The 14025-nt window shown below is 46.3% G+C and carries 8 protein-coding genes; 6 read left to right on the forward strand and 2 right to left on the reverse strand.

Annotated features, from left to right (window positions below; translation table 11 throughout):
• Window positions 1–218 precede the first annotated feature (218 nt).
• From EXM22_RS11560 to EXM22_RS11575, 4 genes are read left to right on the forward strand one after another with little or no spacing between them, the layout of a single operon-like run.
• A complete protein-coding gene (locus EXM22_RS11560) occupies window positions 219–3071 on the forward strand; it encodes an adenylate/guanylate cyclase domain-containing protein (RefSeq protein WP_149486670.1) in 2853 nt (950 codons plus the stop codon).
• Window positions 3055–5790 carry a FecR family protein gene (locus EXM22_RS11565; RefSeq protein WP_149486671.1) on the forward strand — a complete coding sequence of 912 codons (2736 nt, stop codon included), beginning with the start codon at window positions 3055–3057 and terminating at the stop codon, window positions 5788–5790. The genes EXM22_RS11560 and EXM22_RS11565 overlap by 17 nt, the downstream gene beginning before the upstream one ends.
• Window positions 5780–7198 (forward strand): porin family protein, encoded by a 1419-nt coding sequence (locus EXM22_RS11570; RefSeq protein ID WP_149486672.1) that lies wholly within the window; start codon window positions 5780–5782, stop codon window positions 7196–7198. Before EXM22_RS11565 ends, EXM22_RS11570 begins: the two co-directional genes overlap by 11 nt.
• On the forward strand, window positions 7195–7866 hold the full coding sequence (locus EXM22_RS11575; RefSeq protein ID WP_149486673.1) for a hypothetical protein: 672 nt from the start codon (window positions 7195–7197) through the stop codon (window positions 7864–7866). The genes EXM22_RS11570 and EXM22_RS11575 overlap by 4 nt, the downstream gene beginning before the upstream one ends.
• On the opposite strand, the gene nudC is transcribed toward EXM22_RS11575, so the two are convergent.
• Window positions 7834–8655, reverse strand: a complete 822-nt coding sequence (nudC, locus tag EXM22_RS11580) for an NAD(+) diphosphatase (protein WP_149486674.1) — start codon at window positions 8653–8655, stop codon at window positions 7834–7836. The two genes, EXM22_RS11575 and nudC, sit on opposite strands and share 33 nt — an antisense overlap.
• Before the next feature lie 57 nt (window positions 8656–8712).
• On the opposite strand from nudC, the gene EXM22_RS11585 reads away from it, so the two are divergent.
• Both EXM22_RS11585 and EXM22_RS11590 read left to right on the forward strand, forming a co-directional pair.
• A complete protein-coding gene (locus EXM22_RS11585) occupies window positions 8713–9828 on the forward strand; it encodes a metallophosphoesterase family protein (RefSeq protein ID WP_149486675.1) in 1116 nt (371 codons plus the stop codon).
• A gap of 61 nt (window positions 9829–9889) precedes the next feature.
• Entirely contained in the window at window positions 9890–11425 is a 1536-nt protein-coding gene (locus EXM22_RS11590; protein ID WP_149486676.1) for an HPr family phosphocarrier protein, read from the forward strand.
• 5 nt (window positions 11426–11430) lie between these two features.
• On the opposite strand, the gene clpB is transcribed toward EXM22_RS11590, so the two are convergent.
• Complete coding sequence (clpB, locus tag EXM22_RS11595) at window positions 11431–14010, reverse strand: ATP-dependent chaperone ClpB (protein ID WP_149486677.1); 2580 nt, start codon at window positions 14008–14010, stop codon at window positions 11431–11433.
• Window positions 14011–14025 lie beyond the last annotated feature (15 nt).

Consider the following 14025-nt stretch of genomic DNA (forward strand, 5'->3'; position numbering starts at 1 on the left):
ACGATCTCTTCCTTCAATACTAAGAAGACTCAGCCAACAATCAGAGAGAAAACAGTGTCTTTGCGTAACAAGGAAGGGTTAATCCCCCGTATAAATGCATAAGGCAATGATCAAGTTTTCCTCATCCTTTTAAGGATTCAAGCAGATAATAGGAAAAGAAGAAGGTCTCGCTGTCAAGATGAGCAGGAATTCTTCAATCCCTAGGAAGTGAGAAGGGCATGCCTCAGAATTTACTACCCTATTTCAAAAAGAACCTGAAGAGTCTGGAGATTCTGATCTCCGACACAGAATCCCTGATTCACCATTCTGTAAACAGAAACGGGTCCTCAGGCTCCGGACTGATTCAGTCTTTTTCAAGAATACACAACCTGTCCGGTTTTTTGAACTTGATGAACATAAGCCGTCTGAGCTTTTTGGGAGGCCTGTTTATAACTCAAAAAGCATCCACCAGAAAAACACTCTCTGGAACAGAACGATCTTTATTGCTGACACTGATGAAACAGATTCACCAGATTTTTGACAGCATAAGCCTGGCAGAAGACTATGGAAGTTTCGTGACTCCTTCAAGGAAAATGATTTATCCCGGAGTTGAAAGAGTCAATGAAGAGGCTTTGAAATGGACCATCCTCAGATTCAGCAGAGAGGGAGTCCATCTCCCCGCCCATTTTCCACTAAGGCCCCTTTCAATGGAAAAAACAGCCGGTGGAGAGTGGGATCTGACGGTTCCCGATCCTGTATTCCGACAAGCAGGTAGGGGCGAATACCTCTCAGTAGCCTATATTGATCTTGTCCTATGGAATGATCCTCTGACCTTAGTTGAGAATCTAAGAGAGTGGAAACAAAGAGGCATCCTCCAGTTTCACGGCCCTCTGGAACTCCCCTTAGAAGATGAGACCGATCCGCCGGCCCTCCCCTACTACTTGATTATAAAGACGACGGAACCCCCGGAAAGATTCTGGGAAAACCAGAGGATTCCCGTCAGAATGCTCACGACACTCTCAGGACCGGATCAAAAAATCAAACTCGTTGCTACAGCTGAACCTTCAGATAAGAAACTCGATTACAATCCGGATGAGAATCTGGAGCTGGATGAACAAACCCTTCTGTTTCATCCCGAGGATGTGACAGAGCTCGAGTTTCCTATCCCTCAACCCTCGGAAAAACTTCCGGGACCGGAGGACATTGATGAGCTGACAGAGTCCAATATGGAGCCTATCGATCAGCGTAAAAATAATGAACCGGGAACAACAATCAAATATCCTATCGGGATCAAGATGATCATCATCACCTCCCTGATCATTGTTTTGGCTTTGACCGGGATGATTGTCCTAGCCACATATTTTTTCCTCCAAGATAGCCAGGTTAGAATAGAAGAGAGCAACCTCAAAATATCAGAAACCATTGCCAGCCAGATAGAAGAAAGCCTTATTGCCATTGGAAACAGTGCCTCCCTCCTGCTTTTGGGAGTAGGAAACAACGAAACTGCCGATGAAATCAATTACAAAAACTATTACTTTAGAAGTGAAAGACACACACTTCTGGCGGGAATCCCCGAGGAAGACAGACTCTTTTTCAATGAAAATCTTATGGCCGAGCTGGATGTTTCAGAATCCTTCATACGCAGCGTTGTTGCCGACCATTCTGAGCAGATCCGTCTTGCCCAGGGGGGCACCCCTTCGGTCTTCAATGTCTCAACCTATTTTGGAATACCTGTTTTGGGGATCACTGTTCCCTACAAGCAGGAACAAGGAATCAAGACTCTTTTTATTCTGACCGATATCAGGAGTACTCTCCAAAGGGCAGTGCAGTCCCGTGGAATCACCAGCACCTTCATCGTTGATTCCGCAGGAAATCTTATTGCTCATCCGGATAAAACTATCCTTGTCTCAGCTGTGAACCTGGGAGACCTAACCATCGTAAAAGAACTATTCTCTTCCGCTGTAAACACGGGACAGATTCGATACACCCAGGATGAGGAGACGTATTTCGGTTCCTACAAGAAGGTGTCCTTTGGCCGCCTGGGAATCATCACAACAGTTCCGGAACAGCTGGCTTTTGAAGCTATTTTTAGAATTCAACGCCGTAATATCCTCCTGATGATCATGTTTGTAGCCCTGGCTATTCTCATCATTTACTACTACTCAAAATCTCTTTCTGTGCCCTTAAGAAATCTTGTCAGCGCTACCCGGGCCATTGAAGATGGAAACTATACTCTGGATCTGAAACCCAAAACCCGGGATGAAATAGGTGTGCTCACCCGCGCCTTTGTGAACATGGGAATGGGTCTTGAAGAAAAAGAGAGGATCAAGGATGCTTTCGGACGGTTTGTAAACAAGGAAATGGCCGAGATGGCCGAAAAAGGGGAGATTCTGCTGGGTGGAGAAATCAAACGGGCGACCATTTTCTTTTCGGATATCCGTTCCTTTACTGCCATTTCAGAGCAACTGACCCCTGGTGAAGTTGTTACCTTCTTAAATGAGTATATGACCCTCATGGTAGATTGCGTTAACCAAACAAAGGGATCTGTAGACAAATATATCGGCGATGCCATCATGGCCATTTGGGGAACTCCCATTTCCTATGGAAACGATGCAGAAAATGCAATTAACGGAGCTCTGTTGATGAGAACGGCTCTCCGGAAGTTCAATCAGGACCGGGGAGGCGACAGAAAACCGATCATAAAGATTGGCTGCGGACTAAACAGCGGGGATGTCCTGGCCGGCCAGATAGGCTCTAAGGACAGAATGGAATATACGGTAATAGGTGATGCTGTGAACCTGGCCTCCCGAATTGAAGCGCTGAACAAACCCATGGGATCGGATATTTTGATCTCCCAGGGAACAGCCGATATGGTGGAAGGAATATTTGACTTGGTCCCCATGAATAAAATTATGGTCAAAGGAAAATCGGAACCTCAGCAGATTTATGCCGTCCTGGGCAGAATGGATGACCCGGACAGACCCAGATCAATGAAAGAACTCAGAGATAAAATCGGAATAACCGGCGATTTTGACAATATCGCCAGTGTAAACATGGAGAAAGAAGAAGTTAAATATGAGATCATGGATTAAAGACATACTCCTCACTCTTCTTCTGGGTTCCATTTTTCTCTGGGCGGGAAGAGAATTTTACAAAGATCTCAATAGTCAGATAAGCAATGAAGGGGGTGAAATCATCGGGGAGACCACCTTCATAGAAAATGGAGCACAGCGTAAATTCGCCGGCAGGGCTCTCTGGGGAGAAATGGAAACAAGTTCGCCGATCTACAATTATGACAGTCTCAGAACCATAAACGATTCCCAGGTTACTATAAAACTCTTGGATGGCACAGAGATTACCCTGGATGCCAACAGCTACATCGTTCTGGAGTGGGGAGAAGAAGCCAGGAATATTGAGTTCTTAGGTGGTAATATATCCGCCGCCAGCAATGGAAGCGATTCAAAGCTGCAGATAAAATCAGAAGACACGGTCATAGCCCTCAACAAAGCCAATGTCACCCTGAATAAAGAGGAAGGTCAGGGAATCAATCTTTCTGTGGACGCAGGGAGCATCGGCATTACTGTGGACGGGGAAACAACGGATGTTGCAGAAAATTTCAGGGCCAGTATCAGCGACGGAGTCCGGGTGGAACAGGATGCGGTTAAGTTAAAATATCCCTCCAATAACCGCCTGATTGTCACGACCTCTGCGGCGATCCCCATGAACTTTAGCTGGGAACAGATTTTGCCTCTGAATAAGGCCCGCCTGGAAATTGCAGAGTACAAAGACTTCACCCATTTCAGTGAATATGAGCTGGAAAGTGGCGATACATCATTCACCATCAATACCCTCCCGGGAACCTATTATTGGAGGATCAGCGGCTCATTTCCAGACGGAACCGCCTATGCGAGTCCGGCGAATAGGATGGTCATTATCAGGGACAATGCACCGATCCTGCAGGTCCCCGGTATGGATGAGAGATTTGAGTACCGGAATAGCCCTCCCGAACTTGCATTCTCTTGGGAAGCATCATCATTGGCCAATGAATCCCATCTTCAAGTCGCCCAAGATGAGGAATTTACAGATATGGTTGTAGAGATTCAGGGGCAGAATAATTTCCAGACCATCCGGGAGTTGAGTGAAGGGACCTATTATTGGAGGATACTACCCGAATACACATCCGCCGACATAGTCGCCTACTCCTCTCCGGCAGTGAGACGTTTTCAAATAAACAGAATTGACACACTGGCCCCTCCCCGGCTGATTCTTCCCGAAAATGATGAAAAGGTGAATCCTCTCAAGACCAAAAGCGGTCTCCGGTTCAGCTGGAAACCCGACAGGGAAATTGGAAGCTATCGTATCCTCATCTCTTCCGATGCCGAAATGAATACCCCTCTCATCGACACATGGCTAAACAGGAACTCCTATCTGATGGCAGATCTTCCTCCTGCAGGAAATTATTACTGGCAGGTGGAGGGACTGGACAGGGAGAATAAAGCCGTTCCTCCCTCAGAAGTCAGAAGTTTTACGGTCATGGACTCCATTCTTTCTGTAACCCCCTTGAAGCCCGTCGATAATGGCCTGAGTATAGTGGACAGCTTTGATAATTTCCGATTTTCCTGGGACAGTACCATGGATGGCCCCTTCAAGGTGGAAGTATTCAGAAATACACTGGGAGCGCAACCACTGATCACTCAAATCTCCGAGTCCGACACATTGAACCTCGTACTCCCAGGAGAAGGAGATTACATCTGGCAGATATCTGCAATAGATGACGAAGAAAACATTCTTCTCTTAAGCAATCAAGCCTCATTCAAGGTAGTTCAACGACTCCAGCCACCGGGGATCATACTTCCAGGAGAAGGATCGGTACAGTCCCTTTTGGGATCAAACGCTTTGATGATCCGTTGGCAGCCCGTCCCAGGAGCCTCGGCCTACAGCGCCACATTGATACCCCGGAATTCAGCTTACCCATCCATTATTCATGAATCTTCTCCTGAGACCTTCTGGAGTATTTCAGACAAAAAAGATTTGAGACCCGGAGAATACACCCTGCAGGTTCAAGCCCATAACCTCATGGAAGGGGGAATCATCAACAGCAGTCTCAGCGCCACCAGATCCTTCTTCCTGGATAGAGTCGTGGACTATGGTGCCCCGATTCTGACCTACCCCGCAAGGAATCAGCAGATTTCCCAGTTGACACTGGTAGACCAGAAACCTTCCTTCCGCTGGACACAAAGCCCTCTTCTGGCAAAACAGAAAATCCGGCTCTCCAGAGACCCGGATTTTCAGACTCTGATTTTAGATGAAGAATTGACCACCCAGTCTAGAACCGTCCCGGAACTGGAACCCGGAACCTACTATGTTCAGATCCAGGGAGAAGACAATCTGGGAAACAGATCTCCCGACTCCGCAATCTATCCATTTATTGTGAACTCCGTCCCCGATCTGCCGGGTATGCAGATGTTCAGCCCTCAAACAGGACAGGTCTTAGATATGGAATCACAAAATCAGTTGGATTTCAGCTGGGTAGCCGTGCCGAGAGTCAGTTACTACCGTATTGCCCTGTATGAAGAGGACTCGTTGAAGGCCTTATTCAAGGAAGATAAGTGGGAGACAACAAAGTATACTTTCAATAAACTGGAAGACCTTGATGTGGGACGCTTTCGATTTGAGATTCAGGCTGTGAGAGAAAGGAATAATCAGATTTTTCAGGAGAGTCCTGTATTATCCGTACCCTTTGAACTGACACTACCCGAAATTACAGAGATACCCGATATTCTTTCACCGGAGCGACAGTATGCCCATTAAATTAAAAATGATGGTTCTATGTCTTTTCATTGCCGTCTCTTTGAGCCTTCAGGCCCAGAACTTAGACAAGCAACTGGTAGAACAAGAACTGACCTGGAGAGCCATAGAGGGTGCTTGGGGCTATGAAGTGGTCATCCGGGAAGGTGACACGGAAATTATCAACACACAAATTCAAGAAGCTCAGTTCAATTTTTCTCTTCCTCCGGGAGAGTATGAATTCACTATCCGGACCCTCAATAAATTTAAAAAACCTGTAAACTCTACGGATTGGAAGCCCCTGATCATTGTGGAGGCTCTTCAACCGGTCATTCGAAATTTTACCCCGCAGAAAGAGTTCCTGAAATCAAATGGAGATCTTGTACTGAATGCCGATGTCTATCAGGTAAAAGAGGAAACACAATTTATACTCCTCTCGTCGAAAAATAATGAAATCAGCGGAACGATGAGAGCTTTAGAAAAAGAAAAGGTTGAGATAGCCTTTCCAATGAGCGCTCTTGAACCGGGGGAGTATGTTTTATCGGCACGGGACCCTTCGGGTCTGGAAGACAAGGCATCGATCATTCCTCTTACCCTCTTACCCATAATCAAACCGAAAATCGAAGACTTGAATTTGTATAGGATTCAGCAACAGCAGGTCTATACCGACATTGAAATTACCGGAAGAAACTTTGATGAAGGGAGCCAGGTTAAAATCACACGGCAGGGCCAGGAATTCTTGCCCTACGAGTTGGAGAGAAAATCACCAGAACTGCTCATCATGTCCATCATCACAGGAGACAACCCACCCGGACGGTACTCTCTGAAAGTTATAAATCCTTCTGGAGAATCTGATACTAAAGAGAACTCATTTTTTATGGAAGAAGCCCCGGCTATGGAAGAGATCCAGTACACCCCGCCAGCGGAAACATCCGAGCTTTTAGGGGGAATTTCCTTCGTAGCCGTTGCAGAGCAGAGTCACGGAGAGTCCGATCCACTGTTCCCAGGTTTTGTCCTGAAAGCCCGCCAGGATTTGGTGAATTCACGATTCTGGAGCTCCCCGGGACTGCGCCCCTTAGGGGTGGAACTTTTCTTGGACAGCTCCCACTTAGAGTACAAAAATGCTCCGTTTTTATATCATCAACTTTACATGGGGCTATCTGTATATTACCGGATAAAATTGGCCGGAAAGTGGACTCTCATCCCCAAACTGGGGATCGGAGTCTCAACCCTCTGGGTCAATGAAGAGGGCCTACTAGGAGAATTGGTTCAGGGAGATTCGGGATATTCAGGAATCAGCGGCCTGAGTCTTCAAAGAGAATTAAAATCAGGATGGTTTATGGAAGGCGGTATCGATTACAGAGAAACCCGGTACACAGGCGGATATTTCAATACTTTTCATACCTGGCTAGCAGGAGGATTACGGTTTTGAAACAGTCAAACTACCTCCTGATTCTGATCCTCCTTTTTTCTGTTTCTCCCCTGATGGCACAGGAGACAGAAGATCCAGAATTGGAAGCTTACAAACAAATGCAGGAAGATTATGCCCAAACCGGGTTTGAACTCTTCCTCTACTATCCCATGAGCCTTCATTTACCTGGATGGAGTTATTCTGAAGTAAAATACAGCCTGGGGCCGGCTTACATAGAACTCCCCGGACCTAATGTGAGTTTTTCCGGCTTTGGAGCCGGAATTGAGTTCGATTTCGGAAGCCGAAAACCAATTGTCAAAAACATGGGGTTTGGCGGTAATCTGGAAATCAGCAGAATTGCTGATTGGAATATGAAATCGGGAGTCGAAATGGATCTGGTTCTATCCTACCTCTATCTATTTTATAAAACAGATCTCAATAAGTTTCTGAATTATACAGTAAGAGGCGGTGTAGGTATTGGCAGGGCACAGAATGGCGAAGCCCTTTTTACGTATCCGGAAGAGATAGAAGACCCTGCAGGCCCACTCTACTCCCTGGAAGGAGCGATTATCTTTCCTGAAGTCAAAAGATTTCGTTTTCAAGCCGGTTTTGCCTACCGTTATTTGGCTATTAACACCAAAAACATGCACATTCTGTCACCCACGATCAGAGGAGGATTTCGCTTCTGAGAGGTAATCCAGAAGCATTCTTCCGGCAATACTCCCCGGCCCGGGAATATCGGGTAACGTCTCGGGAGTAAACCAGCGGGCCTCTGTAATTTCCTCTCCATCTGGAATGGGAGTATCCTCATTCAGGGTTTCCGCCGTAAATCCCAGCATCAGAGAATGGGGCATCGGCCAGGACTGGGAACCGAAATATCTGATGTTCTGAACCTTCAGTCCCACCTCCTCAAAAACCTCCCGGTCTATGGCTTGTTCCAGAGTTTCACCAGGGTCTACAAATCCTGCGATATTGGAAAAAAGGCCTTCGGGAAAGTGAGCGTTATGGGCCAACAAGACTTTTTTTCCAGAGGTTATACGAACAATGATGGCCGGGGCTGTCCTGGGGTACCAACTGTCACCGCAGGAGGGACATTTCTGAACATGTTCTTTCTCTGATAACACAGTCCTGGAGCCGCAGGAACCGCAGAAACGATGAGTTCTTCGCCACTCCTGAAGCAATTTCCCCCGGCTGACCGGATATTGGACCAGAGGTTCAAGAGTGCGGTATCCATCCCTAAAGCTAACCCACACACAATGATCGGGTAGAGGAATCTGATCGTCAAAGGAAAGACTGCTTAAATTAAACCCATCGAGACTCCCCAGATAAACCTCCAAAGCATTTCCATCCGTCGGAACATCCCCAAGAAAAGGATTGCCTGTGGAATCGACCGCCATGTATTGTTCATTGCTTGCGAACAAGAGCCAGCGTTGACCTTTTGTCTTTTTATCCGGTTCAAAACGGGGCATAAATTCCATTTTCGATCTCCATGAATTAAACTTGAAACAGGAAGAATTCAACCGGGAGGATGAACCATGGCAGAAAACCTGTTAGTAAACTCAATCATACAAGAAAACCTCGAAAAAACATATACCCGCGCCCAGCGCTTGAAGATTGATAATAAGAGCAAAATCATAGTTCTCAGTGATTTTCATCTGGGCAGTGGCAAGAGCAGAGACGAGTTTAAAAAGAATGCCCGCCTGATCAAAACCGTCTTAAAAGAGTGGTACCTTCCAAAAGGTTATATCCTCATACTAAATGGAGATATAGAAGAACTTCATCGTCTCAGACTTCCGACTGTCAGCAGGGCCTGGGAAGAACTTTACGAAATTTTCCTGGAATTTAAAAAAGGTCCCGGCCTTTATAAGATTCTGGGGAACCATGACAGCAATATCCCGGGGATACGGAAGAACGGCCGCTGCAATGCCGAGATAGAAGTGAACTCCTCTCTACTCCCGTCTCTGATTCTGGAGTATGATGAATATGAAATGATGGTCCTTCATGGCCACCAGGCCTCACTATACAACTCTCCTTTCCGGCATAAGATGAATAAGTTTTTTTTACGCTATATGGCCCATCCCCTCCATATCAATAATATAAAAAGAAACTTCCTCAGCGATAAACCTCTGAAGGCAGAACAGAGAATCTTCGATTTTGCTCGAAACAAAGGGATTGTGACCCTCACCGGTCATACCCACAGGGCTCTGTTCGAAGGACACTCTGAAGAGGAGTACCTGAAGATAAGAATAGACAAAATGATTCGGGATTATATGAAAAAGGAAGAGCCTAAGGAAGAACTGAGAGCAGCCATCTCAAATACGGCAAAGATTCTACAAAAACTAATTGAAAATGAAGATTATAAAAGCAGGGGAAGCATCTATGATCCCCTCTCTGTGTCCTGCCTGTTTAATTCGGGTACGGTTATCCATAAATTTGGTGCCACAGGCATTGAAATCCAGGGAGGTAAGATTTATCTGACAGCCTGGTTTGACAAAAGCAATACCCAAAGTCGCGTTTTTCTGTTTGATCCGACCCGATTTCCCATGAAGGCACACCCCTGGATTCAGAACCATACCCTCAAATCTGATGATTTAGACTATATTTTTACACGCCTGAGCCTACTGACAGACAAGAAAACAAGAAACCACTGAAAAAGCATTGCAGAATCTACTAATTTAATTTAATTATTAATACAGGTTTTAAAATGATAATATGCAAACAATAGATAATCAGACCTTTAAAATTTCCATTGCAGAAGATCTGCAGGATCTACTGTCCATTTCTGCAGGGCTGGGTCAAGTCAATCCAGAAGAGGTAAGCAGACCCCTCTTGGGTCGTCTCAATCTTGAATCATCTCGTTGCGAAGAACTGCTCGATTCCTACGGGGCGCAGCAGAATACCCTGTGGAGTCCCTTAAGAAAAATTACAGCTGTCATCAAGGCCTTTTCCAGGGTGGCCTATAGCCTTTTACACATTAAGAATGCAATTCCTTCATACAATCTTGTGGCTCTGGATGACAACTTCGTAGAAGCGACAGAAAATATGATCAAATCTGTGTATCATATTTTAGAAAAAGCCTGTTTGGAAATTTGCAAGCTCAACAAGTCTCTGGACATCAATCCAGTGATCAAACCAATGAACAGCTACCGTTTTGGAGAAAATGAAGTCTCAGGGTGCCTCGATCCTGATAGAGTACGTAAAGCATCTGAATTCCCGGGAAAGACAGCTGTCTATCTGGCAACATCCTTTTTGAACCTGGCGGAAGAAAGCATTCTTTTGAAAATCTATAAGAAATTGAATGAAGATGAGTATAGTTCTGCCATTCCGGAAGAAGTATCAGAAGAAAAGTTGCGACTCCTGGAGAATAAGTTTCACAACCTCCAGTCTCTCTATGATACATACTTATCCGGTTCGGATGTGGCTCAAAAAGATCCCAGCCTTCCCGTCTTACGGGGCCATATCTCCGTGGTCTATCATCTGCTGGAATGCGCTACAAACCTGACCCATTATTACGAGCGACACAGTATGTATTTTCATGAAGATACAGTTCTGGAAGCGCCCGTCATGGATAAGGTTCTTCTGACCTACCTGATGCAGTACTTCATTGCCTTCCCGGAACGATATATTCTGACATCTCAAAAACTCTGCAAAGAAATACTTAAGCATTATGCCGAAATGGGCTCCATTGAAGTTCCCATTCCAAACTATCGGGGCTTCCATGTCAGGCCATCCACTCTGATTGCCAAAATAGTGGTTCATTACGGAAGTGATGTCACCATGATGCTGGGTAGCAATGAATATAATGCCTCAATGCCTCTGGAACTCTTCAGGGCCAATGAAGAAATCAACCAGGTGAAGCGTAAGAGTGTATCCGAATGTCTGGTGAATCATAAGCTCATTGCCCAGGATATCAATGCCGAGTATGACACACCCCTGATGAAGAAGATACTCAGGATTGTTTTTCTCGATCTTCTTGAGAAACAGAAGATCATGATCTACGACAATAATTTTTCCTTTGACGATTTGACCCCTCTTGAAAATGAGACATTGGGGGAGTTTGCCAAGCGGGGCATAGCCCTCTACCTGGCCATGGGAAAAATAGACATCATCAGCGATACGACTGTGACCTTCAAGGGAGATAAAAGGGTTCTTCAAGACCTAGAAACCCTAGCAAACCATGGATACGGAGAAGACAAGTTTGGAAACAACATTGTCCTCCCCGCATCACTTTCCTACCTGAGAAGATGAAAGCTCTAGGGTGTAGTACTAAATACCAGAGTATCCCCTTCTTTTTTGCAATACACTGTATCTCCCTCTACAAAGCGATCACTTAAAATCTCTACCGACAGAGGATTCTGTATCATATTCTGAACAGCTCTCCTTAGAGGGCGGGCTCCATATGCCGGATCAAACCCGACCTCGGCCAGCCAATCAAGGGCCTCATCAGAAATTTCAAATTTCATCTTTTTCTCTACAAGCCTATGAGTCAGCTCGGAAATAAGGAGTCTGACAATGCCTCGGATATGTTCCTTCTTCAGGCTGTTAAAGGTGATGATGTCATCAATCCTGTTGAGAAACTCCGGTTTAAAAGTACTCTTCAACAGATCACGCAAAATGGTATTCGTCTCTTCTCCATTGCCCTTTTCCAAGATAACACTGGAGCCCAGATTACTCGTCATGATGATGATAGCATTCCGGAAATTCACAATCCGTCCCTGACTGTCCGTCAGCCGTCCGTCATCCAACAGCTGCAGCAGGATGTTGAAGACATCGGGATGGGCCTTCTCAATCTCATCAAAAAGGACGACAGAATAGGGCCGCCTTCTGACCGCTTCGGTGAGCTGACCTCCCTCTTCATAACCCACATACCCAGGAGGGGCTCCCACAAGACGGGAAACCGAGAACTTTTCCATATATTCACTCATATCAATTCTGGTCAGGGCTTTTTCATCATTGAAGAGAAAGTCTGCCAGAGTCTTGGCCAGTTCTGTTTTTCCAACCCCCGTAGGTCCCAAAAAGATGAAGGAACCCAGTGGCCGTCCAAGATCTGATAGTCCACTTTTATTCCTGCGTATGGCATTGGAGACAGTCTTAACAGCTGTCTCCTGACCGATGACCCTCTGACTAAGAGTCTCTTCCAGAATCAGATATTTTTCCTTCTCGGAGGAGAGCATTTTATCCACAGGGATTCCCGTCCAGGTGGAAACCACTCGGGCGATGTCTTCTTCTCTGACTTCCTCCCTGAGCAAACTCTTTTCTCCCTGGATTCTCTGTAGTTCTTTAGAGGCAGCTGCAAGTTCAATCTGAACCTGGGGTATGGTTCCATGCTTTATTTCTGCGGCTCCCGATAGATTCCCGTCTCGCTCAAACTGGACTTCCTGTCTTTTCAGCTCTTCCATCCTGGAATTCAAGTCGCGGATACCCGTAATGACATTCTTCTCATTTTGCCATTGAAGATGGAGAGAGTCTCTTTCTGACTGGAGGTTCCCCAGAGTTCTGGAGATAAGCGCCAAGCGCTCCTTGGAAGCATCATCCGGTTCTGATGACAGGGATTGTTTCTCAATTTCCAGCTGTAGGATCTTCCGTTCCAGCCGGTCCAACTCCACAGGCTGACTCTCAATTTCCATTTTAAGACGACTGGCGGCTTCATCGATCAGATCGATGGCTTTGTCCGGAAGAAACCGGGAAGTGATATACCTGTCAGAAAGGACCGCTGCAGAGATGAGAGCTTCGTCCCGGATACGAACACCATGATGCACCTCGTATCGTTCCTTGATACCCCTGAGAATTGTGATCGAGTCCTCCACACTGGGTTCGGATGTATAAACCTGCTGAAACCGGCGTTCAAAGGCCGGGTCTTTTTCAATATGCTTCCGATATTCATCTAAGGTCGTGGCTCCGATAGTCCGGAGTTCACCCCTTGCCAAAGCTGGCTTGAGCAGGTTAGAGGCATCTGTAGATCCCTCGGCAGCACCGGCCCCCATGATGGAATGAAGTTCATCAATAAAGAGGATGATGCGTCCGTCAGCCTCGGTGATTTCCTTGATGACCGCCTTGAGACGCTCTTCAAATTCACCTCGGAATTTGGCACCCGCCACTAAAGCCCCCAAATCTAGTGCCAGAAGTTGCTTGTCCTTCAGGGAATCGGGCACGTCTCCCTGAACAATCCTCAGGGCCAACCCTTCGGCAATGGCCGTTTTACCAACACCCGGTTCTCCAATGAGGACAGGATTATTTTTTGTCCTGCGGGATAAAACCTGCATAACCCTTCTGATTTCTTCGTCTCTCCCGATAACGGGGTCCAGCTTATCTTTTCTGGCCAGAGCTGTGAGATCCCGGCAATAACGATCCAGAACCTGGTACTGGTTTTCTGGATTTTCAGATGTAACCCTCTGTGAACCTCTCACTGAAACAAGGGCTTTCAATATACCATCCTTGTTCACACCAAAACGTTTCAAAAGCCCGCTTCCCAGGCCCTGAGAGGCGGCCATCGCCAGCAAGAGGTGTTCCGTGGAGATGAACTCATCCTTGAGAGCAGAAGCCTCCTGTTCGGCCTTTATCAGCAATTTCCGCAGCTCTGGAGACGCCGCTGCTTCCAGATTATCCCCGTAGGCTCTAGGTTTGGACGATAGGATCTGCAGGAGCTCATCCTGAAGGGACTCTTTTGAAATTCCCAGGCGGTCCATCAAAGGAGGGATCACGCCATCGCTTTGTTTCATAAGAGCCAGAAGAAGGTGTTCTTCATCGATGAGGCTGTGATTATATTGACCGGCCAGTCTGGAAGACTCTGCAATTGCTTCCTGTGCCTTTATGGTAAAATTTTGTGAAGCCATAATTACCTCCGTAAA

Origin of the sequence: Oceanispirochaeta crateris (assembly GCF_008329965.1) — a bacterium.
Taxonomy (GTDB): Bacteria; Spirochaetota; Spirochaetia; order DSM-2461; family DSM-2461; genus Oceanispirochaeta; species Oceanispirochaeta crateris.